This window comes from Kribbella endophytica, assembly GCF_054781295.1.
In genome coordinates this window covers 2,930,557-2,950,841 of the sequence record NZ_BAAGUR010000001.1, presented here as the reverse complement: position 1 = coordinate 2,950,841, position 20,285 = coordinate 2,930,557, and the positions used below count along the sequence as shown (strand labels likewise).

Genomic DNA, 20,285 nt, shown 5'->3' with positions numbered 1-20,285 from the left:
ACCACCACAATTCCGGCCATGCCCAGTACGCCGAACCTCCTGCACCAACTCGTCGCCGCCGCCGGCCTCCCGCCGGTCGCCACCAGCACACCCCTCACCGGCCACGGCTTCGACCACAACATCCACCACGCCGTACTGACCGACGGCCGCGAGGTAGTTCTCCGGCAGCGCCCCGATCCCACCGACGCCACTTCCGCGCAGGCGCTGTTCCGCCGCGCGGAGTTCCTCGCCGCCCACGAAATCCCCGCCCCCGCCTTGCTCGCGGCAACCGACGAAGCCAGCCTCTACGAGTTCGCCCCCGGCGACATGCTCCTGACCCTCATCGACCAGGACCGCATGACCGACAAGTCCTGGCGCTCAGTCGGTACGGCGTTCAAAAGCCTCCACGCCGTCCGCTTCCCCAAAGGTCTGACCGGCGCCTTCGGCAACGGCACCTTCGACCTGCACTTCACCGACCCCGTCCAGACCCAGCACGACCTCGTCGACCAAGCCGGCCTCGACCTCGTCGCCGATCACCTGCTGAAGCTCCACGCCCTGATCGACCAGTACGCCGGCCAGCTCCGCGAAACCCCGACCGCGTTGCTGCACCGCGACATCTACCCCGCGAACGTGATCGTCGGCCCCGACCGCACGACCCTGATCGACTGGGACTCGCCCCAGGTCGGCGACCCCGGAATCGAGATCGCCGCCTTCGAGGAACATGTCTACCTGCTCGGCGCCGAAGTCCCGCCCGCCTTCTACGCGTCGTACGGCGAACGCCCCGAGACCACCGCGCTGCACCGCATCACCGGCGCCATCGGCTGGCTGGCCGAAGGCTGGCTCGACGACTGGATCGCCGACGACACCCTCGACCCCGACCGCCGCTCCAAGGCGAAGAGCTGGCGGTCGGGCCTACAGGCCTACCTGTCGAATCTGCCTGAACTCCTGCGGTAGCCCCCGGACTCAGACCGGCGGTACCCCGTGGCGCTTCGTGCTGAAGTGGCGGTTCTTCGTCTGCGCCGCGGCCAGTCGCGCGATCAGGTCCTCGCGCAGGTTCTCCGGCTCGACGATCGCGTCGATCACCAGGTCCGCGGCCAGCCGCAGGATGTCGATGTCGGTCTCGTACTCCTCGCGCAGCTTCGCGACGTACTCGACCCGCTCGGTCTCCTCGGCGATCTCCTGGATCTTGTTGTAGTAGACCGCGTTGATCGCCGCCTCCGGCCCCATCACCGCGATCTTCGCCGTCGGCAGCGCGACGCACGCGTCCGGCGAGAACCCCGGGCCGCACATCGCGTACAGCCCGGCCCCGTAAGCCTTCCGGACGATCACCGACACCGTCGGCACGGTCGCCTCGGAGACCGCGGTGATCATCTTCGCGCCGTGCCGGATGATCCCGGCCCGCTCGACCTCGGACCCGATCATGAACCCCGGGACGTCGCACAGGTACACCAGCGGCACGTTGAACGCGTCGCACAACCAGATGAACCGGGCCGCCTTGTCCGCGGAGTCGACGAACAGCACGCCACCCTTGACCGCCGGCTGGTTCGCGACGATCCCGACCACTTGCCCGGCCAGCAGCCCGAACCCGACCACAAGCTCAGGCGCGTACGCCGGCTTGATCTCGAAGAACGTGTCCGCGTCGAGCAGCGCGTCGATCACGTCGTGGATGTCGAACCCGACCGACTCCTCGGCCGGCACCAGGTCGCGAGTGAAATCGCGTCCCGGCTCCGAGGCGTCGTACGACGGCGGACGGACCTGCCACGAACCCGGCAGGTACGAGAAGTACTGCTTCGCCAGCTCGATCGCCTCGGCGTCGTCACTCGCGAGCAGATCACCACAGCCGGAGACGGACGTGTGCATCCGCGCGCCGCCCATCTCCTCCAGCGTCACCTTCTCGCCGACGACCATCTCGGCCATCCGGGGCGACCCGAGGTACATCGAGGCGTTGCCGTCGACCATGATCACCAGGTCGCAGAACGCCGGGATGTACGCGCCGCCGGCCGCCGACGGGCCGAACAGGCAGCAGATCTGCGGCACCTTGCCGGACAGCGCGACCTGGTTGTGGAAGATCCGGCCCGCGCCACGTCGACCAGGGAAGAGGTCGACCTGGTCGGTGATCCGGGCGCCCGCGGAGTCGATCAGCCAGAAGATCGGCAGCTCGTCGCGCAGCGCGACCTCGGTGATCCGGACGATCTTCTCGACCGTGCGCGCACCCCACGACCCGGCCTTCACAGTCGGGTCGTTCGCGACCAGCAGCGCCGGCCGGCCGTCGACGAGCGCCCGCCCGGTGACGACGCCGTCCGCGGGCAGGCCCGGGTTGAGCGCGTTCGCCAGCTGGGCGTCCTCGACGAAGCTGCCCTCGTCGACGAGCAGGGCGATCCGGTCGCGCACGTACAGCTTGTTCTGGGAGTCGAGCTTGGCCTTGGCCTTCTCGGACGGCGCCAGGGTCGCCTCACGGGCGACCTTGACCTCGGTCCAGTGATCCCTGCTCATGCAGTCATCCTGTCACTCAGCTGGGCGGGCTTCACTCGACAGGAAGGCCGAGGCCGCGGGCGATCAGCATCCGCTGCACCTCCGACGTACCCTCGCCGATCTCCAGGATCTTGGCGTCGCGGTAGAACCGGGTCACCGGGTACTCCTCCATGAAGCCGTAGCCACCGAACACCTGCGTCGCGATCCGCGTCGCGGTCACCGCCGCCTCGCTCGAGTACAGCTTCGCGACCGCCGCCGCCTGCTTGAACTCCTTGTACGGCGCACCGGCGTCCTTCAACGCCGCCGCGCGGTAGACCAGCAGCTCGGCCGCGTCGGCCATCACCTTCAGGTCGGAGATCTGGAACGCCACCCCCTGCTTCTGCCCGATCGGTACGCCGAAGGTCTTGCGCTCCCCGGCGTACTGGACCGACATCTCCAGGCAGGCCTTGATGCAGCCCAGCGCGACCGCGCCGATCGCGACCCGGCCGTCGTCGAGCGTCGCCAGGAACTGCGCGAAGCCGCGCCCGCGCTCGCCGAGCAGGTTCTCCTGCGGCACCCGGCAGCCCGCGAACGACAGCGGGTGGGTGTCGGAAGCGTGCCAGCCGAGCTTGTCGTACTGCGCCTCGGCGACGAACCCCGGCGTACCGGTCGGGACGATGATCGTGGAGATCTCCGGGCGTCCGTCGGGACGGTCGCCGGTCCGCGCGGTCACCGTGACCAGCGACGTGATCGCCGAACCCGAGTTGGTGATGAACTGCTTCGAGCCGTCGATCACCCATTCGTCGCCGTCGAGCACCGCGCGGGTCTTGGTCGCGCCGGCGTCCGACCCCGACTCCGGCTCGGTCAGCCCGAACCCGGCCAGCGTGCGCCCGGCGACCAGGTCCGGCAGCCAGGTCTGCTTCTGCTCGTCGGTGCCGTAGGTCAGGATCGGGTTGATCCCGAGCCCGACCGCCGCCTCGAGCGTGATGCCCATCGACTGGTCGGCGCGGGAGATCTCCTCGATCGCGACGCACAGGCTGGTGAAGTCGCCGCCGGCGCCGCCGTACTGCTCCGGCGCGGTCAGCCCGAACAGGCCGAGCTGGCCCATCTTCTGCACGGTCTCGACCGGGAAGTGGTGCTTGCGGTCCCACTCGGCGGCGTACGGCGTGATCTCGGCCTGCGCGAAGTCGCGCACGCTGGCACGGAACTCGCGGTGCTCCTCGGACAACTCGAACGACATCTCTGCTCCCGGCTGCTGGTTGACGCTTACGTAAACGTAAAGCACGATGCCGTAGGTGCACAATATTCCGGTGAGTGCCGAGTCAGGGACCTGGACGATCACCGAGCTGGCGTCCGAGTACGACGTCACGCTGCGCACGATCCGCTTCTACGAGGACCGCGGCCTACTCACCCCCGAACGCCGCGGCACCACCCGCGTCTACCACCCCCGCGACCGCGTCCGCCTGGCCCTCATCCTCCGCGGCAAACGCCTGGGTTTCTCCCTAGACGAGATCGCCACCATCGTCGACATGTACGACGCCGAACCGGGCGAGGAGGGCCAGCTCGTCTACCTCCTCAACCAGATCACCCGACGCAGAGCCGACCTAGAACAACGCCGCCACGACATCGAAGAAACCCTCCACGACCTCGCCGAAGTAGAAGCCCGCTGCCACGCAGACCTCAAAAACCTCCGCGGCGCCTGATCAGCTGCGCAGATACATCTTCGGTACGACGCGCAGCTCCTCCGCGCGCTCGACCAGCAGCGTCACCGCGTCGTCGGTCTTCCCGCGGACCAACTCGATGGTCATCACGCGCACCGGCCGCCGGTCGTAGGTGAACAGCGTCGACCCCGCCGCCACCACTCCGCCGTACAGGCGCCCGGACACCAGCACCCCGCCCCGCGAGGCGATGTCGAACACGTCCTCGACCAGGAACACCACTGGACCGGCCTTAGACCCCTCGGCCGACCAGCCCGGCGCGTACTTCGCCGGAAACCCAGGCTCCTTGGCCCGCTCGTGCTCCAGCCCGGTCAGCTCGTAGTTCCCGCACCGGCGACAGAAGAACCCATCGCCATACGTCAACCCATCCTCGCTGCCGTACATGTCCCGCAAGCACTCGTGCGCCTGCTCATCACCACAGCACGGGTCAGACCCACCGTGCGCATAGCAAGCCACCGCGCCACGCTCCGGGCACGAGTAGGCGTAGTCGCAGCAGTACTTCACAACCCGACGCTACCCAGGCATCGGTCCACTCAGATCGCATCCTCGTAGGCCCTCAGGGTCTGCACGAAGAGGTGGCGTTCGGCGTCGGTGAGGGGCTCCAGGGCCTGGCGCCAGGCTTTGGCGCTTTGGGCGAGCCAGGTGTCGATGGCTTCGCGGTGGGAATCGGCGAGGGTGACGATGGCGCGGCGGCGGTCGTCGGGGTGTTCGCGGCGGTCGAGGATGCCCTGGCGGGTGAGGTCGCCGACCATCAGGCTGACCGTGGCCGGCGTGACCTCCAGGCGTTCGGCCAGATCGTTGACGCCCAGCGGGCCGTCGAACAGCAGGTAGGCGAACAGCGACAGGTGCCGGGGCGCGAGGTTCATCCCGGCGAGCTCGTCGGGGATCTTCGTCCGCTTGGCCCGGCCGATCACGCGCGGCATCAGCAGCAGCAGCGTGCGGATGCTCTCGTCGACGCTTGACATACCTTTGTCCTCAAAACTATTTTGCTTGCAAAGCTAACACTCCTGCCACCGTGAGGGTATCCCCGTGAGCGACTACAACCGCCCGGTCATCGACGAGTTCCGTGCCAACGGCGGGCAGGTGGGCGGCATGTTCGAGGGCGCGCCGCTGCTCCTGCTGACCACCACCGGCGCCCGCTCGGGTCGGCCGCACACCACTCCTGCCGTGTACGCCGAGGACGCCGGTCGCCTGATCGTGTTCGCCACCAACGCCGGCAGCTCGACCGCGCCCGCCTGGCTGCACAACCTGCGCGCCCACCCGACCGTCACCGTCGAACTCGGCACCACCCGCATCGAAGCCACCGCCACCGAGCTCACCGGCCCCGAACGCGATCGCCTGTACGCCGAACAAGCGCGCCGCGACCCGGCGTTCCAGGCCTACCAGGACGGCACCTCACGCCTCATCCAGGTCGTCGCCCTCGACCTCGCGGACGGGCTAGAGCAGTCGGCGGTGCCAGGTGATGGGACCGACTGAGATCCGCTGAGCCGCGGAGCCGTCCCACTCCACCGGCAGCTCCTGGGCGAGCAGCGCAGCGCGGATCTGCTCGCCAACCGCCTGGTCCTGCTCAGCGACACGGCCCTGCTCCGGTTCGAGCGTCCCGAACGCCAGGTACAGCTGAGCCGGCTCCTCGGCCAAACGCTCGGCGTCCTGCTGGTGGAAGAACACATAGCCACTCGACGGCCGATCAGTCGGCCGCTCGTCGTCGATCTCGGTGACCCCGCAGTTCTGGCAACACGTGAAGTTCATCCGCGCGACCACACCGTTCGCGTCGAGCTCGGCGAAGGCCGCGGCAACGCGATCGGCATCCGTGTACGCCGGCCAAGAGACCTCCTCGGCGAGGCGAGCCTGCCAGACATCCTCCACCAGCCGCGTCAACTGCTCGTCGTCAACCGGCACCTCATCGTCATCCCGAAACTCCCGCGCATACTCCAGCACGTCCGCGCGGCTGAGAAACCCCGGCCGCACCCAAAGCTCAACCTGCTCCCGCAAATCAGCAACCTGCTGATCAGCATCAAGAGCCGGTACGGCGACCGGCTGCTCGCCGCTCGCCGGTACGCTTCCGGCCGCCTGCCGGTCGGCGTCGGCGCTCGGGCGGCGCTTGAACTTGTCGAAGATCCCCACCCGCGAAGCGTAACCAGACCGCACCGACAACCTCCGCAGCGACCGCACTGCGGATCAGCTCGATGCTTCAGACGGGCGCCAGACCAGAGAGGCCGGTACCTCGCGTACGGCGACCGGCCGGACTCAGCACAGGGCCGCGACACCAGTGGACGGCACTTGGACGGACTGCTTCAGCGTACGGATGCGATCGATCATCGCCTTGGTCTTCTGGTCCCGTTCCAGTTCGGCATACAGGGGTCGGACGGCCTGGTCCAGCGCACGCAGCTCGGCCGGGGTGGCGTTGACGACCTTGCCGCCGCGGTTGCAGTACGCAGCAGCGGTGGCGGACTCCGTCACCCGGTGACCGAGCGCCCACTCGCGGGTCGCCGTGGCGGCCGACCGCAGGATCTTCTGGTTGTCGGGCGACAGCCCGTTCAGCACCGCCGAGTTCGCGACGAGCGTGTTCACCTTGGTGGTGAAGGTGACGTTGGCCGCCGCGATCCCGGCGACCGGGAGCAGGTCGGACAGGACGAAGCCGGTCTCGGCGCCGCCCAGGACTCCTGAGCGGATCCCGGCGCCGTACGACTCCCCGACTGCGTCGTCCGGTTTGCCACCAAGGGCACGGATGGTCGCGTCACCGAGGTTCGATTTCGCGGCCCGGATCCCCGCGCCGGCGAAGGCCGCCGGCGAGACGAGTGCGCGCTTGAAGCCGAACGGATGACGCAGCCCTTCAGGCATCAACGCGAGCCCCGTGGCACCGCCCTGATCCAGGCCCGCCAGCAGTTCGTCCGACAGCTCCGGGCTCGTGACGATCTTGTCGGCCAGCGCGTCCGACGTCACGAGGAACGGCGCGTTCAGGGCCCGCAGACTCGTGACCCCCTCGGTGTCCCAGGTCCGGGCGGGAATCATCGCGAGGTCGAGCTGCCTGTTCTTCAGCATCCGCACGACAAGCTGGTCCCACTGCCGTACGTCGGAGCCGGACGCTTCCCAGACCGGGTAGATCAACAGTTTGCCGCCCGACAGCGTCCTGACCTGCTGGACGAACTGGACGATCGCGAGTCCGCCCGGTTTCGCGTCGTCGTCGGCCGTGCCGAGTCGTAACGTCACCGGTGCCGCCGTGTCGACCGTGTCGGTGTCGGTCGCCTTGCCGCTGCAGGCCGTCGCGGTGACGACCAGCGTCAGCGCGCACGCCATGGTCCGTAGATGTGGTGTCTTTCTCATACCAGCCCCCACCGATCACCCTGGCACTCCCCGCCCCGATCCGCTACGCCTGACGCAGAGGAACATTCCTACCGGCCAAGGGAATCCACCGAAACGGACTCAGCTCTGGCAGTCCCTCGTTCGGGTCGGCGCCGACCGAGAACACGCGGACCTTCGTGTCCTGGTCCGCGGTCGTGGGGAGCGGTACATCCGGGTGCTCCTGCCGATCGTGCTGCACCAGCCCGGAAGCAGTACTCCGAAACCACCTCCGACGGCGTACCTGGCCTACCTCCGCGGGCTGACCCGCGCCGGTGCGACGTTCACGAACCAGACCACCACCACAGTCGACGGCCGCCCGGCGACCTTGCTCACCGCCAACACGTCCACCTCCTTGGACGGCACACTCGGCTGCCCCGACTCACAAACGCCGATCGATGTCTGCTTCGGCCTGCAGCCCGACTTCTCGCTGCGAATCGCAGTGATCCCAGTAGGGACCCGCACGCTGCTCGCCTGGGCGAGAACCGACCAGAACGACCCCGAAGCCACCACCTATTTCGCGGCTTTCGAAACCATGCTGAGCGAAATCCGACTCGGCTGACCCACCCGAACGAAGGGGCCCTAGGGCGTTGTAGACAAGGGATTCAGGAGACTCTTTGGACAGTTCGGGTGAGGGCCTCGTCGTACCGATGGAGGGCCAAGGTCGCCAGGCGCGGGTCGGCACCGAGCGGTGCGGACACCAGGGCACCCGCAGCGCCGGCGACAGCGGCGACGCGGTCAGCGAAGAAGCCAGGTGCCAGCAGATAGGTCGCAACGGCAACCCGACCGGACGTGCGAGCCAGTACGGCGGGCAGGCGCTCGCCCGCGCCGGAGACGTAGCCGACCTCGACCGGCCGGTCGATCACTTCAGACAGGTCCGCAGCAACGCTGGAGCAGTCGAGTAGCGCCCGATGATCAGACGACCCAGCCGCTGCCAGCACAACGCTGTCGACGCCGCGCAGGCCGTCCGCGCCACGGCTGACGGGTTGGTCAGCCAGGCGGTCGGCGAGGATCTGGGCGAGGACGGCATGGGGACCTAGCGGTTCGGCCGCGGTGACTCGGTGCGGACGGCGGTGGGCTTCGGCGTTGATGTCGGTGGTGACGTGGTAGCCGGAGCTCAGCAGCAGTGGGACGATGACCGCCTGGTTGCTGTCGGCAACTACTCGCTCGACCAGCGACGGGAGAGCGGGCATGTCTACGTCGACGAAGCCGAGGGAGACGGGGACGGTGGGACGCTGACGTGCGATCTCGCGGGTGAGGGCGTGGATCACCTGGATCCCACGCGGGTCGGCGGTGCCGTGGGCCGCGGCGATGAGGTCGGTCATCGGCAGACCTCCGAGGGTGGGTACTTGAAAGGGCGCGGGCCAGTCGGCACATCCGGCCGGCTGGCGCGGATCAAGCAGTACTCGCCGTCGTTCATGTCGGGACCGCCGCGGGCTCGACGGCCAGGCGGTAACCACGGCGTACGACGGTGCGGACCAACTCCGGGCGCCCGACAGCAGTACGCAACCGATTGACCGTGACCTCCACCGCGTGAACGTCCTCGGCCCCCGGCAGGACAGCCAGAAGCTCCGGCCGCGAGACCACATCACCCCCGGCATCGACCAACGCGGACAGCACAGCCCGCGGCCCGGGCCCGAGCGGCAGCACGACACCGTCGAGCACAGCAGCACCACCCCGGATGACCAACTGACCAAAGGCGGTCTCGATCGAGCGAGCGTTGTCGTCAGTGAGCCGATCGGTGACGCTGCGGATCAACGCGCCCAACCGATACCGGTCAGGCACCAACGGATCCAACCCCAAAGCAACAAACGGACCCGCCGTCACAGGCCCCACACAAGCATTGAGCACTCGCCCAGTACGCAGCGCAGCAACCAAAGCGTCGTACTGACCATGCAACGCCGAAGCATCCAGCATCGCCTGGGCAGCCGGAGCCGAAGTGTGGACCACAGCGTCAACAGCCCCGCCGATGATCTGCCCGATCACCCGCTCGACAGCCGCGGGGTCCGGCGCCGGCCCCCATCGATACACCTCCAGCCCGCGCACAGACGCCCCCGCCTGCCGCAGAGCATCCTGCAGCCCAGGGTCCGACAAACCATGCAGCTGTACGACGATCTTCCGGCCACTCACGCCCTGATCCCGCAACCACTCGACCACCTCGGCGGTCGTCTCCGAGCGAGCCGACCAGTGCTCCACCAACCCAGCAGCCCGGATCGCCCCCCGCGCCTTCGGCCCACGCGCCAGCAGCCGCGACTGCTCCAACGTCCCGAGCAGATCAGCCGCCAGCCCCGCCGTATCGGCCGCCTCGACCCACCCGCGGAAGCCCACCGCAGTGGTCACCACGACGTCGTCCGGCGGGTTCGCGATCACCCGCCGGGTCGCCTCGATCAGCGCCTGGTCGTCCGGCGCGGGCACGATCTGCAGCGTCGGCGCGTGCAGGATCTTCGCCCCGCGCCGCTCGAACGACGCGATCAGGTCGTCGGCCCGCCGGTGCGCGGTCACCGCGATCGTGCACCCGCTGAGCGGCCCCGGCTTAGCCTTCACCGAGACCACCACGGACAGCCCCGCCGGACCCACCGCCAAGCTCGAGCCCAGCCGCGCCCAGACCCACCAGCACCTGCCCGTCCACGACCTCCACCGCGTACGCCGGAACAGCCACCGAAGGATCGTCCAAACACACCCCGGTCCGCAGATCGAAGACCTGCTTGAACATCGGGGACGCCACCGTCGGCACGTCCCCCCGGCTCCCCACGATCCCCCGCGACAGCACGTTCGCCCCGCTGAACGGGTCGGTGTTGGCCAGCGCGTACACGTCGCCGGCGTAGGTCCGGAACAACGCGACCTGCCGGTCGCCGATCAGGGCGGCGACGCCACGCTCGGGCAGCAGCGCCTCGTAGGCGCACACCGCCACGGCGGCGGTGGTGGTCGGGACGGTCATCGGCGTACCTCCAGTCGGGGACCGGCCAGCAGGACCGGTTCCAGCGTTCCGCGTTCGTCAGCCGTGGCCGGCCGGGGTTGGCTGCGCTCCACCACGTACCGCAGGTCGGCGTCCGGCTGGTCCGGCGCGTTCACGAACGACACAAACCGCGCCAGCTTCGCCGGATCGTCCAGCGTCGCCCGCCACTCGTCGACGTACGAGTCCACGTGCGCCGCCATCGCCGCGTCGAGATCGGCCGCGATCCCCAGGCTGTCGTTCAGTACGACGTCGCGCACGTGGTCCAACCCGCCGTCGATCTCGTTGATCCACACAGCCGTCCTCTGCAGCCGGTCGCCGGTCCGGATGTAGTACATCAGGAACCGGTCGATTGCCTGCAGCAACTGTTCGTCGGTCAGGTCGGACGCCAGCAGCTGCGCGTGCCGCGGCGTCATGCCGCCGTTGCCGCCGACGTACAGGTTCCAGCCGGACTCGGTCGCGATGATCCCGACGTCCTTGCCGCGCGCCTCGGCACACTCGCGCGCGCACCCGGAGACCCCGAGCTTGAGCTTGTGCGGCGAGCGCAGCCCGCGGTACCGCAGCTCCAGCGCGATCGCCATCCCGACCGAGTCCTGTACGCCGTACCGGCACCACGTCGAGCCGACGCACGACTTCACCGTCCGCAACGCCTTGCCGTACGCGTGCCCGGACTCGAACCCGGCGTCGACGAGCCGTGCCCAGATCGCCGGCAGCTGCTCGATCCGCGCGCCGAACAGGTCGACCCGCTGACCGCCGGTGATCTTGGTGTACAGCCCGAAATCGCGCGCGACCTCGCCGATCACGATCAGCCCCTCCGGCGTCACCTCGCCGCCGGGGATCCGTGGGACGACCGAGTACGTGCCGTCCTTCTGGATGTTGGCCATCACGTGGTCGTTGGTGTCCTGCAGCGTCGCGCGCTCGCCCTCGAGCACGTGCCCGCCCGGGTCCACACTGGCCAGGATCGACGCGACCACCGGCTTGCAGATGTCGCAGCCGCGGCCGGTCCCGTGCCGCTCGACGATCTCGCTGAACGTCCGCAGCTCGGTCACCCGTACGACGTCGAACAGCTCGGCCCGCGACAGCGCGAAGTGCTCGCACAGCGCCTTGCTCACCTCGACACCGGCCGCCGCGAGCTCGGCGTTGAGCAGGTTCTTCACGATCGGCAGGCACGAGCCACAGCTCGTCCCCGCACGTGTCTTGGAGCACAGCGACTTCAGATCGCCGCACCCCTCCTCCCGCACAGCACACCGAATGGTGCCCGCGGCAACGTTGTTGCACGAGCAGACCGGCGCGTCGTCCGGCAGCTCCAGCTTGACCGGCTGCGCACCTTCGGGCAGCAGGTACGACGCGGGGTCGGTGCCGAGCTCGCGGCCCACCATCGGCCGCAGAGCCGCGTACGCCGAAGCGTCGCCGACCAGGATCCCGCCGAGCAGCGTGCGCGCGTCGTCGGACAGCACCAGCTTCTTGTACACACCCGCCACCGGGTCGGCGTACACGATGTCGAGCGCGCCCTCGGTCGCCCCGAACGCGTCGCCGAAGCTCGCCACGTCGACGCCGAGCAGCTTCAGCTTGGTCGACGAGTCCGCGCCCGGGAACGTCGCCGCGCCACCGAGCAGCCGGTCGGCGACGATCTCCGCCATCGCGTACCCCGGCGCGACCAGACCCCACACGCGCCCCTCGATGCACGCGACCTCACCGATCGCCCAGACACCCGGCACCGACGTACGGCACGAGTCGTCGACGACCACACCGCCACGCTCACCAACAGCCAGCCCAGCCGCCCGAGCCAGCTCGTCCCGCGGCCGCACACCGGTCGCGAACACCACCACATCAGCCGGCAGATCAGGGCCGTCGGCAACGGCCATCGCCCGCGCCGACCCTTGCGAGGTGAGCTTGACCCGAGTCGTCTGAGTCGACGTGCGGACGCCGACATCAAGCCCCCGAATCAGCCGAGCCAACGCACTACCGCCACCCTCATCGACCTGCAACGGCATCAACCGCGGCGCGAACTCGACGACCTCGGTGACAGCACCAAGCGCTCGCAACGCACCCGCTGCCTCGAGCCCGAGCAAACCACCGCCGACCACGACCCCATGGACAGGCCGAGGCTCGCGCCCCGCCTGGCCACCAAGTCCCAGCCGGAGTGGCGCCTCTCCCTGCGCTTCACGCTCGGTCCGCAAGCGTTCGACGTACGTCCGCAGCGCAGCAACGTCGTCGATCGTCCGGTAGACGAAGCATCCCTGCGCATCGCTGTTCTTCACCGGCGGCACGAACGCACTCGACCCCGTCGCCAGCACCAGTTCGTCGTACGCGATCACCTCGTCGCGCGTAGTCCGTACCGTCTTCGCCTCGACATCCAAGGACGCAACCGCCACACCCTTCCGCAGCGTGACCGCCGGATCGTCCCAGAGCTCCGGCTCCCCCAGGCTCAGATCGTGCGGATCGCGACCCGAGAAGTAGCTGGTCAGCGCGACCCGGTCGTACGGCAGCCGAGGCTCCTCGGCCAGCACGGTGATCCGCCACTCGACACCGGTGTCGCGCGAGCGCAGCGCCTCGACCAGCCGGTGCGCGACCATGCCGCCACCGACCACCACCAGGTGTTTCGCCTTGCCGAGCTCTGTCATCGTTGCCCTCCTGGTCGGGACGGGATCGGTCTCACCGCGCCGAAATCGCTCGAGAAGCTCACCCACCGCGCCGGTGCAGCTGCCGCACCCGGTGGTCGCTCTGGTCTGTGCCGCGATGCCGTCGACACTGTCGGCACCGGCCTTCCACGCCGCCTCGATCACGGCCCGCGTCACCCCGTTGCACCGGCACACCGGCTTCGCCTGCCTCGGCGTCTCCGTTGCCCCCAGCAACATCTCCGGGACCACCGCCGTACGCCGGTCCGCCAGCAGCACCAGCTCGGCCGCGACCTCCGGCGCGTTCACCGCCACGGCCGCCTGCACGACCCCGTCGACCAGCACGGCGCGTACGTACCGCTCACCATCAGCCAGCCGTACGACGTGCCCGTCGGCCTCGCGGTCGCCGAGGACCATCACGTCCAGCCCACCGGCGGTCAGCCGCAGCACCTCCGGCGCCAGCTCGCGCACCGGCTGCTCGTTCAGGAGATCCGCCAGCACCTCGGCCTGATCCCACGCCGCCCCGACCGTCCCGGAGACCACTCCGTCGACCTCGGCGCAGTCCCCGATCGCATGCACCCTCGGATCCGCCGTCGTCAGCGACGCGTCGACAGCAATCCCGCCGGCAGTCCCGATCGCCAGCCCGGCAGCCAGCTCGACCCGAGGCTGCACGCCACAAGCACTCACCAGCAAGTCACCAAAGACGGTCTGCCCACTCGCCAAGACCAGCGCCCGGAATCGCCCGTCCCGAGTCTCGGTCGACTGCACCCGCGCCTGCAGCACCACCTCGATCCCCAGCCTGCGGACCATCCGCGTGACCTGCCGCCCAGCCGTCGCCCGCGCTCGGCTGTCGAGCAACGCCTCGCCGTCGTGCACCAGCGTCACCGCAATCCCCCGCTCTCGCAGGGCACACGCCGTCTCGACGCCCAGCACACCGCCGCCCAACACCACCACCCGCCGAGCACCAACGGCCGCCTCGACAACCCGCCGAGCATCACCGGCCGTCCGCAACACCAGCCCACCCGCTTCAGCAGGCGTAGCCCCGGTCGCAAACACCAGGTGGTCGTACGAGTGCTCCCCACCGGCGCTGTCCACCACCACCCGACGACGACGGTCGACTCGCGCAGCAGCGAGAACCTCCCCCTCCACAAGGGGTTCCGCCGCCCGCCCGGCGACGTACTCGGTCAACCGGTGCCGCTGGTAGTACGGCTCGTCCCCCAACACCGTGACCTCGTGCGAGCCAAGCAGTTCCGCCAACCGGGTCCCAGCCATCCCCGCGCCGATGATGACGATCTTCATGCCGACACCTCAGCCCGTACGACGGCCGACGCCTCGACCGCACACGCCTTGAACTCCGGCATCTTCGAGATCGGGTCGAGTGCGTCGTTCGTCAGCTCGTTCACTCCAGGAAAGTGGAACGGCACGAAGATCGTGTCCGGCCGAACATCCCCGGTTACCCGCGCCGGGCACACCAACGAGCCCCGCGCAGTCCGCAACCGCAGCAACCCGCCGTCAGCAACTCCGAGCGAAGCCGCCACCCGAGGATGGATCTCCGCGAACACCTCCGGCTCCGCCTCCAGCAACTCCGGCACGCGCCGCGTCTGCGCCCCACTCTGGTAGTGCTCCAGCAGCCGCCCAGTCACCAAGTACAGCGGCGCATCCGACCGCAGATCGTCCGCAACCGCCTGGTGCTCAACAGCAACGACCCGAGCCAGACCAGACGGCGTACCGAACGAATCGGCGAACAGCCGAGGCGTCCCCGGATGATCAGCCGAAGGCACCGGCCAGTACAACGCCTCGCCGGCATCCAGCCGCTCCCACGAGATCCCCGAGTAGTCCGCCACGCCACCAGCACTCGCCAGCCGCAGCTCCTCGAACACCTCCGCCTGGTCGACAGGGAACGAAGCCGAGCACCCCAACCGCGAAGCCAACCCGGCAAACACCGCCAGATCGCTCCGAGCGTCACCAGGCGGCGCAACCGCAGCACGCCGCCGTAGCACCCGCCCCTCCAGCGACGTCATCGTGCCGTCTTCCTCGGCCCACTGCGTCACCGGGAACACCACGTCCGCCAGCAACGCCGTCTCGGACGGTACGACGTCCGCAACCACCAGCAGGTCCAGCGAAGCCAGCCGCTCCCGCACCGACGCCAGCCGTGGCGCCGACACCACCAGGTTGCTCCCGTGCACCAGCAACGCCCGCGGCCCACCGTCGGTCCCCAGCGCGTTGATCAGCTCGACAGCACTCTTCCCAGGCCCAGGCAACGCCGAAGGGTCAACACCCCAAACCCCAGCAACGTGCGCCCGAGCCGCCGGATCAGCAATGCTCCGGTAGCCCGGCAGCTGGTCAGCCTTCTGCCCGTGCTCCCGCCCACCCTGCCCGTTGCCCTGGCCAGTGATGCACCCGTAGCCACTACCAACCCGCCCAGGCAGTCCGAGCGCCAGCGCCAGGTTGATGCAGGCCGTGACCGTGTCGGTCCCCTTGCTGTGCTGCTCAGCCCCACGCCCAGTCAGCACGAACGCCCCAGCACCGCCGTGCACCGGCGCAGCAGCCGCCAGCACTCGCGCAGCCTGCCGAATGACTCCAGCCGGTACGCCGGTCACCCGCTCAGCCCGCTCGGGCCACCAGGCCGCCGTCGACCGGTACAGCGCATCCGGGTCGTCGGTCCGCTCGAGCAGGTAGGAAGTGTCCGCCAGGCCCTCCTGCAGCACCACATGAGTCAGCGCCAGCACCAGTGCCAAGTCGCTACCCGGCGTGGCCTGCAGGTGAAGGCCCAGCTGCGCAGTGGCCGAGCGACGCGGGTCGACGACCAGAAGCCCACCCGCGTCGCGCGCTGCCGCCAGATGCGCGACAGCCGGCGGCATCGTCTCGGCCAGATTGCTTCCCACCAGCAGGATCGCCTGAGCCCCACCGAGATCCGTCAGCGGGAACGGCAGCCCGCGATCGACTCCCAGCGAGCGATTGACAGCCGCAGCGGCCGAGGACATGCAGAACCGGCCGTTGTAGTCCACGTTCGCAGTACGCAGAGCAACCCGTGCGAACTTGCCCAGTGCATAGGCCTTCTCGTTGGTCAGCCCACCACCACCGAACACGGCCACCGAGTCATCGCCGTACGACGCCTGCAACGCCTTGATCCGGTCCGCGACCACATCCAGCGCGTGATCCCAGGTTGTCTCCACCAGTACGCCGTCCGCGTCCCGCACCAGCGGAGCCGTCAGCCGGTCCGGCACCGTCAGCACCGCCGCCGACGTCCAGCCCTTCCGGCACAGCCCGCCGCGGTTGGTCGGGAACTCCCGCGGCGTGACCGTCACCGGCGCCGGCGCCGGGGACAGTGACGGTGTCAGTGTCATGGCGCACTGCAGCGCGCAGTACGGGCAGTGGGTGGCGGTCACACGCGCACCCCGCTGAGTGGACCACCCTTGCGCAGGTAGCAGAAGTACGTGACCAGCAGGCAGACGACGTAGAACCCGCAGAAGCAGTACAGCGCCGGCACCAGCGATCCGTACGCGCCGCTCGACATCGCGAAGCCGCGCGGCACCAGGAACCCGCCGTACGCGCCGATCGCCGAGGCGATCCCGATGCACGCCGCCGCCTCACGCCGAGCGCGGACCAGGTCGACGCCGCCGTCCAGGTCGCGCGTCGTCGAACGGAACACCGCCGGGATCATCCGGTACGTCGAACCGTTGCCCGCGCCGCTGGCCACGAACAGCACCAGGAAGCTGATCAGGAACCCGGCGAAGCTGCCCGCGTTCAGCGAGGCGATCGCCGACAGGATGCCGACGCCCATCACCACGAACGCGCAGACCGTCACCCAGGCACCGCCGACCAGGTCGGCCAGCTTGCCGCCGAACGGTCGCGAGACCGAGCCGACCAGCGCGCCGAGGAACGCGAGCTGCACGCCCGCGACCTCCGGGAAGGTGGTCTTGATCAGCAGCGGGAACGCCGCCGAGAACCCGATGAACGAGCCGAACGTCCCGATGTAGAGGAACGAGATCACCCAGGTGTGCGGCCGCTTCGCCGCGGTGATCGAGGCCCGGAACGACGAGGTCGCGGCGGACAGGTTGTCCATCGTCTTCCAGGCCAGGACCGCGGCCAGGGCGATGAGCGGCAGCCAGATCAGACCGGCGCGCTCGAGCGACAGCCCGGCACCGATCACGATCACGGCCGGTACGACGAGCTGGACGACCGCGACGCCGAGGTTGCCGCCGGCCGCGTTCAGGCCGAGCGCGAACCCCTTGTCGCGCTCGGGGAAGAAGAAGGAGATGTTGGTCATCGAGCTCGCGAAGTTGCCGCCGCCGGCGCCCGCGGTCGCCGCGACCAGCGCCATCAGCCAGAACGGCGTGTCCGGCCGGCTGACGAAGTACGCCAGGCCGCAGGTCGGGATCAGCAGCAGGAGCGCGGACACGATCGTCCAGTTCCGGCCGCCGAACTTCGGTACGGCGAACGTGTACGGCAGGCGCAGCGTCGCGCCGACCAGGCTCGGCAGCGCGACCAGCCAGAACATCTGGTCGGTGCTGTAGCCGAACCCGGCGGCCGGCAGGGAGACCACGACGATGCTCCACAGCTGCCAGACCGAGAATCCCAGGAACTCGGCGAAGATCGAGGGCCACAGGTTGCGCCGGGCCACCCGGCGCCCCTTCTCGGCCCAGAACGCGCCGTCCTCGGGGTCCCAGACGTCGATCCAGCGCCCACGCCGCGGCGCCTCGACAGTACCCACCGCACCAGCGCGTTCGCGCACGGTGACCGTGTCCGGTCGTGCCTCGAGCGTCATCGTTCGTCTCCGATCATCCGACCTCACTGATTAGGCCAGGAACCTATGACCGGGGTGTTTCCGAGTAGTCATCTCGTTGTTACGCCGCCGAAACGGCCTCCGCACACTGCCCGGCGGGTGGTGAGAGAAGACGGGTGACAGGAGCCAGGCGGCGGGTGGGAGATGTCACGGCGAGGGCCGGCCGTTTCGGTCCCCTGCGCTGGGTACTGTGCGGGTCAGACAGCCGGCGGCAGACCGATGAGGGGACCACGGGTGAACCAGCAGGACGGTACGGGGGATTCGGAGCACCACCACGCCGAGCACGCGGCGCCGCGCAAGGGCGGCCGGTGGATCTGGCGGGCGGCGATCGCCGCCGTACTGGTGGCCTGGCTGCTGGTCGGATCGCTCGGCGGACCGACGGTCGGCCGGCTGAGCGAGGTGCAGGAGAACGACAACGCGAACTTCCTGCCCAAGCAGGCCGAGTCGACGCTGGTCGCCGACCAGTCCGCCAAGTTCGTCGACTCCAAGGCGCTGCCGTACTTCGTGCTGATCGAGCGCGACAGCGGGATCACGCCGGAGGACCTGGCCAAGACCAACGCGTTCCTGGCGCAGGTCCCGAAGCTTGACCTCGGCAACGGCAAGACCATCGGCGAGTACCTCGCCGCGCCGGTGAAGACAGTGATCCCGTCCGAGGACAAGAAGGCGCTGCTGGTCACCGTCGAGCTGAACGGCGACCAGGCCGACGAGGTGGTCAAGGAAGGCGAGACCGTGCTGTTCGCGGTCGCCGACAAGATGCGGGGCGAGATCAAGGAGTCGCTGACCCCGACCGGGCTGCAGGTCTACGTGACCGGTCCGGGCGGGGTGTTCGCCGACTTCGTGGTCGCCTTCGGCGGGATCGACGGGATCCTGCTCGGCGTCGCGCTGGCCGTCGTCTTCCTCATCCTGCTGATCGTCTACCGCAGCCCGGTGCTGCCGATCGCCGTACTGCTGACTGCTGTCTTCGGCCTCGCACTGGCCGCGCTGGTGGTGTACCCGCTGGCCAAGGCCGACGTGATCGAGCTGAACGGCCAGAGCCAGGGCATCCTGTTCATCCTCGTCGTCGGTGCCGCGACCGACTACTCGCTGCTGCTGGTCTCCCGGTACAAGGAGGAACTGCACGACTTCGAGAACAAGTTCGACGCGATGAAGGTCGCCTGGCGGGCGTCGATCGAGCCGATCGCCGCCAGCGCCGCGACCGTCATCCTCGGCCTGCTCTGCCTGCTGCTGTCCGAGCTCGGGAGCACCAAGGGCCTCGGCCCGGTCGGTGCCATCGGCATCGCGGGCGCGCTGATCTCGGCGATGACCTTCCTGCCCGCGCTGCTGCTCGCCTTCGGCCGACGGATCTTCTGGCCGTCGATCCCGCGGGTCGACCACGTGCACGCGCGCGACCAGGTCGGCGGCCGCAAGCTGTGGGGCCGGGTCTCCGGGCTGGTCGGCCGCAGCCCGCGCAAGGTGTGGGCGCTGAGCGCGCTGGCGCTGCTGATCTGCGGCGCGTTCCTGCCGACGTTCAAGGCCTCCGGCATCTCCCAGGAGGAGCTGTTCCTGGACAAGGTCGAGTCGGTCACCGGCCAGGAGGAACTGGCCAAGCACTTCGACGCCGGTGCCGGTACGCCGGTGCAGATCCTCGCGCGGGAGGACCAGGCGGCCAAGGTCGTCGAGACCGCGATGAAGGTCGACGGCGTCGCCACCGCCTCGGCGTCGGTCGCGCCGGGCGTGCCGCCGAAGGTTGTCGAGGGCAAGGTTCTGGTCCAGGCGACGCTCAAGGTCGCGGCGGACTCGCCCGAGGCGACCAAGGTGGTCGAGCACCTGCGCAGCGAGCTGGACACGGTCAGCCCGGACATCCTGGTCGGCGGCAACACGGCCATCAACCTCGACGTCCTGAACTCCAGCGAACGCGACCTGAAGGTGATCATCCCGACCATCCTGGCGGTGATCTTCGTCGTCCTGATGCTGCTGCTCCGCTCGGTCGCCGCCGCGCTGCTGCTGGTGATCTGCAACGTGCTGTCGTTCGGTGCGACCGTCGGCGTCAGCGCGCTGTTCTTCAACCACGTCTTCGACTTCCCCGGTGCCGATCCGTCGATCCCGCTCTACGCGTTCGTCTTCCTGGTGGCCTTGGGCATCGACTACTCGATCTTCCTGATGACCCGCGTCAGGGAGGAGTCGATCGAGCAAGGCACCAGACCGGGAATCCTCGTCGCTCTGGCCGTCACCGGTGGCGTCATCACGTCGGCCGGCGTCGTCCTCGCGGCGACCTTCTCGGCCCTGGCCGTCCTGCCGATCCTGTTCCTGGCCCAGATCGCCTTCATGGTCGCCTTCGGCGTCCTGCTCGACACCACCGTCGTCCGCTCCCTGCTCGTCCCGGCCCTGTCCCACGACATCGGCCGCCGCATCTGGTGGCCCAGCAAGCTGGCCAAGGCCGACCAGCCGGAGCAGGCTTGACC

At 69.2% G+C, this 20,285-nt stretch carries 17 protein-coding genes; 5 read left to right on the top strand and 12 right to left on the bottom strand.

The annotated features are described in order from the left end of the window. Window positions 1–18: 18 nt before the first annotated feature. Window positions 19–933, top strand: a complete 915-nt coding sequence (locus ACYVIO_RS14095) for a phosphotransferase family protein (RefSeq protein ID WP_460651182.1) — start codon at window positions 19–21, stop codon at window positions 931–933. 9 nt (window positions 934–942) lie between these two features. Here the strand turns inward: ACYVIO_RS14095 and ACYVIO_RS14090 are convergent, their stop codons facing one another. Together ACYVIO_RS14090 and ACYVIO_RS14085 are read right to left on the bottom strand one after the other, a co-directional pair. Beyond that, complete coding sequence (locus ACYVIO_RS14090) at window positions 943–2,472, bottom strand: acyl-CoA carboxylase subunit beta (protein ID WP_460651181.1); 1,530 nt, start codon at window positions 2,470–2,472, stop codon at window positions 943–945. Window positions 2,473–2,503: 31 nt separating this feature from the next. Continuing rightward, a complete protein-coding gene (locus ACYVIO_RS14085; protein WP_460651180.1) occupies window positions 2,504–3,670 on the bottom strand; it encodes an acyl-CoA dehydrogenase family protein in 1,167 nt (388 codons plus the stop codon). A 70-nt stretch (window positions 3,671–3,740) separates the two neighbouring features. Here ACYVIO_RS14085 and ACYVIO_RS14080 point away from each other — a divergent pair, with 70 nt between their 5' ends. Further along, window positions 3,741–4,133 carry a MerR family transcriptional regulator gene (locus ACYVIO_RS14080; RefSeq protein ID WP_460651179.1) on the top strand — a complete coding sequence of 131 codons (393 nt, stop codon included), beginning with the start codon at window positions 3,741–3,743 and terminating at the stop codon, window positions 4,131–4,133. Here ACYVIO_RS14080 and ACYVIO_RS14075 read toward each other — a convergent pair whose 3' ends face one another. Together ACYVIO_RS14075 and ACYVIO_RS14070 are read right to left on the bottom strand one after the other, a co-directional pair. Continuing rightward, entirely contained in the window at window positions 4,134–4,652 is a 519-nt protein-coding gene (locus tag ACYVIO_RS14075) for a hypothetical protein (RefSeq protein ID WP_460651178.1), read from the bottom strand. It lies immediately after the preceding gene. A gap of 29 nt (window positions 4,653–4,681) precedes the next feature. Then, window positions 4,682–5,113 (bottom strand): MarR family winged helix-turn-helix transcriptional regulator, encoded by a 432-nt coding sequence (locus tag ACYVIO_RS14070; RefSeq protein ID WP_460651177.1) that lies wholly within the window; start codon window positions 5,111–5,113, stop codon window positions 4,682–4,684. A 64-nt stretch (window positions 5,114–5,177) separates the two neighbouring features. Between ACYVIO_RS14070 and ACYVIO_RS14065 the strand changes: the two genes are divergently transcribed. Continuing rightward, a complete protein-coding gene (locus ACYVIO_RS14065) occupies window positions 5,178–5,624 on the top strand; it encodes a nitroreductase family deazaflavin-dependent oxidoreductase (protein WP_460651176.1) in 447 nt (148 codons plus the stop codon). Here the strand turns inward: ACYVIO_RS14065 and ACYVIO_RS14060 are convergent. Both ACYVIO_RS14060 and ACYVIO_RS14055 read right to left on the bottom strand, forming a co-directional pair. Next, window positions 5,586–6,272, bottom strand: coding sequence for a DUF6891 domain-containing protein (locus ACYVIO_RS14060; RefSeq protein ID WP_460651175.1), 687 nt, complete (start codon window positions 6,270–6,272; stop codon window positions 5,586–5,588). The two genes, ACYVIO_RS14065 and ACYVIO_RS14060, sit on opposite strands and share 39 nt — an antisense overlap. Before the next feature lie 123 nt (window positions 6,273–6,395). Beyond that, window positions 6,396–7,472, bottom strand: coding sequence for a TRAP transporter substrate-binding protein (locus ACYVIO_RS14055; RefSeq protein ID WP_460651174.1), 1,077 nt, complete (start codon window positions 7,470–7,472; stop codon window positions 6,396–6,398). Window positions 7,473–7,665: 193 nt separating this feature from the next. Here ACYVIO_RS14055 and ACYVIO_RS14050 point away from each other — a divergent pair, with 193 nt between their 5' ends. Next, on the top strand, window positions 7,666–8,049 hold the full coding sequence (locus ACYVIO_RS14050; protein WP_460651173.1) for a hypothetical protein: 384 nt from the start codon (window positions 7,666–7,668) through the stop codon (window positions 8,047–8,049). A 43-nt stretch (window positions 8,050–8,092) separates the two neighbouring features. Here ACYVIO_RS14050 and ACYVIO_RS14045 read toward each other — a convergent pair whose 3' ends face one another. The 6 genes from ACYVIO_RS14045 to ACYVIO_RS14020 form a co-directional block, all read right to left on the bottom strand. After that, window positions 8,093–8,812, bottom strand: a complete 720-nt coding sequence (locus ACYVIO_RS14045; protein ID WP_460651172.1) for a sirohydrochlorin chelatase — start codon at window positions 8,810–8,812, stop codon at window positions 8,093–8,095. A gap of 91 nt (window positions 8,813–8,903) precedes the next feature. Continuing rightward, the gene (locus ACYVIO_RS14040) at window positions 8,904–10,031 is read right to left on the bottom strand and encodes a uroporphyrinogen-III synthase (protein ID WP_460651171.1); all 1,128 of its coding nucleotides are present in this window, start codon (window positions 10,029–10,031) and stop codon (window positions 8,904–8,906) included. Then, window positions 10,021–10,425, bottom strand: a complete 405-nt coding sequence (gene nirD, locus ACYVIO_RS14035) for a nitrite reductase small subunit NirD (protein WP_460651170.1) — start codon at window positions 10,423–10,425, stop codon at window positions 10,021–10,023. The genes ACYVIO_RS14040 and nirD overlap by 11 nt, the downstream gene beginning before the upstream one ends. Next, on the bottom strand, window positions 10,422–14,357 hold the full coding sequence (nirB, locus tag ACYVIO_RS14030) for a nitrite reductase large subunit NirB (RefSeq protein ID WP_460651169.1): 3,936 nt from the start codon (window positions 14,355–14,357) through the stop codon (window positions 10,422–10,424). Before nirB ends, nirD begins: the two co-directional genes overlap by 4 nt. Next, complete coding sequence (locus ACYVIO_RS14025; RefSeq protein WP_460651168.1) at window positions 14,354–16,405, bottom strand: molybdopterin oxidoreductase family protein; 2,052 nt, start codon at window positions 16,403–16,405, stop codon at window positions 14,354–14,356. The genes nirB and ACYVIO_RS14025 overlap by 4 nt, the downstream gene beginning before the upstream one ends. A 38-nt stretch (window positions 16,406–16,443) precedes the next feature. Beyond that, complete coding sequence (locus ACYVIO_RS14020; protein WP_460651167.1) at window positions 16,444–17,826, bottom strand: MFS transporter; 1,383 nt, start codon at window positions 17,824–17,826, stop codon at window positions 16,444–16,446. A gap of 252 nt (window positions 17,827–18,078) precedes the next feature. On the opposite strand from ACYVIO_RS14020, the gene ACYVIO_RS14015 reads away from it, so the two are divergent. After that, a complete protein-coding gene (locus ACYVIO_RS14015) occupies window positions 18,079–20,283 on the top strand; it encodes an MMPL family transporter (protein ID WP_460651166.1) in 2,205 nt (734 codons plus the stop codon). Window positions 20,284–20,285 lie beyond the last annotated feature (2 nt).

Excerpts from the sequence above, each read along its gene's own strand:
- nirB (WP_460651169.1), bottom strand. The coding sequence starts at position 14,357 with ATGAAGATCGTCATCATCGGCGCGGGGATGGCTGGGACCCGGTTGGCG.
- nirD (WP_460651170.1), bottom strand. The coding sequence starts at position 10,425 with ATGACCGTCCCGACCACCACCGCCGCCGTGGCGGTGTGCGCCTACGAG.
- ACYVIO_RS14055 (WP_460651174.1), bottom strand. The coding sequence starts at position 7,472 with ATGAGAAAGACACCACATCTACGGACCATGGCGTGCGCGCTGACGCTG.
- ACYVIO_RS14070 (WP_460651177.1), bottom strand. The coding sequence starts at position 5,113 with ATGTCAAGCGTCGACGAGAGCATCCGCACGCTGCTGCTGCTGATGCCG.
- ACYVIO_RS14025 (WP_460651168.1), bottom strand. The coding sequence starts at position 16,405 with ATGACACTGACACCGTCACTGTCCCCGGCGCCGGCGCCGGTGACGGTC.
- ACYVIO_RS14090 (WP_460651181.1), bottom strand. The coding sequence starts at position 2,472 with ATGAGCAGGGATCACTGGACCGAGGTCAAGGTCGCCCGTGAGGCGACC.
- ACYVIO_RS14045 (WP_460651172.1), bottom strand. The coding sequence starts at position 8,812 with ATGACCGACCTCATCGCCGCGGCCCACGGCACCGCCGACCCGCGTGGG.
- ACYVIO_RS14085 (WP_460651180.1), bottom strand. The coding sequence starts at position 3,670 with ATGTCGTTCGAGTTGTCCGAGGAGCACCGCGAGTTCCGTGCCAGCGTG.
- ACYVIO_RS14095 (WP_460651182.1), top strand. The coding sequence starts at position 19 with ATGCCCAGTACGCCGAACCTCCTGCACCAACTCGTCGCCGCCGCCGGC.
- ACYVIO_RS14020 (WP_460651167.1), bottom strand. The coding sequence starts at position 17,826 with ATGACGCTCGAGGCACGACCGGACACGGTCACCGTGCGCGAACGCGCT.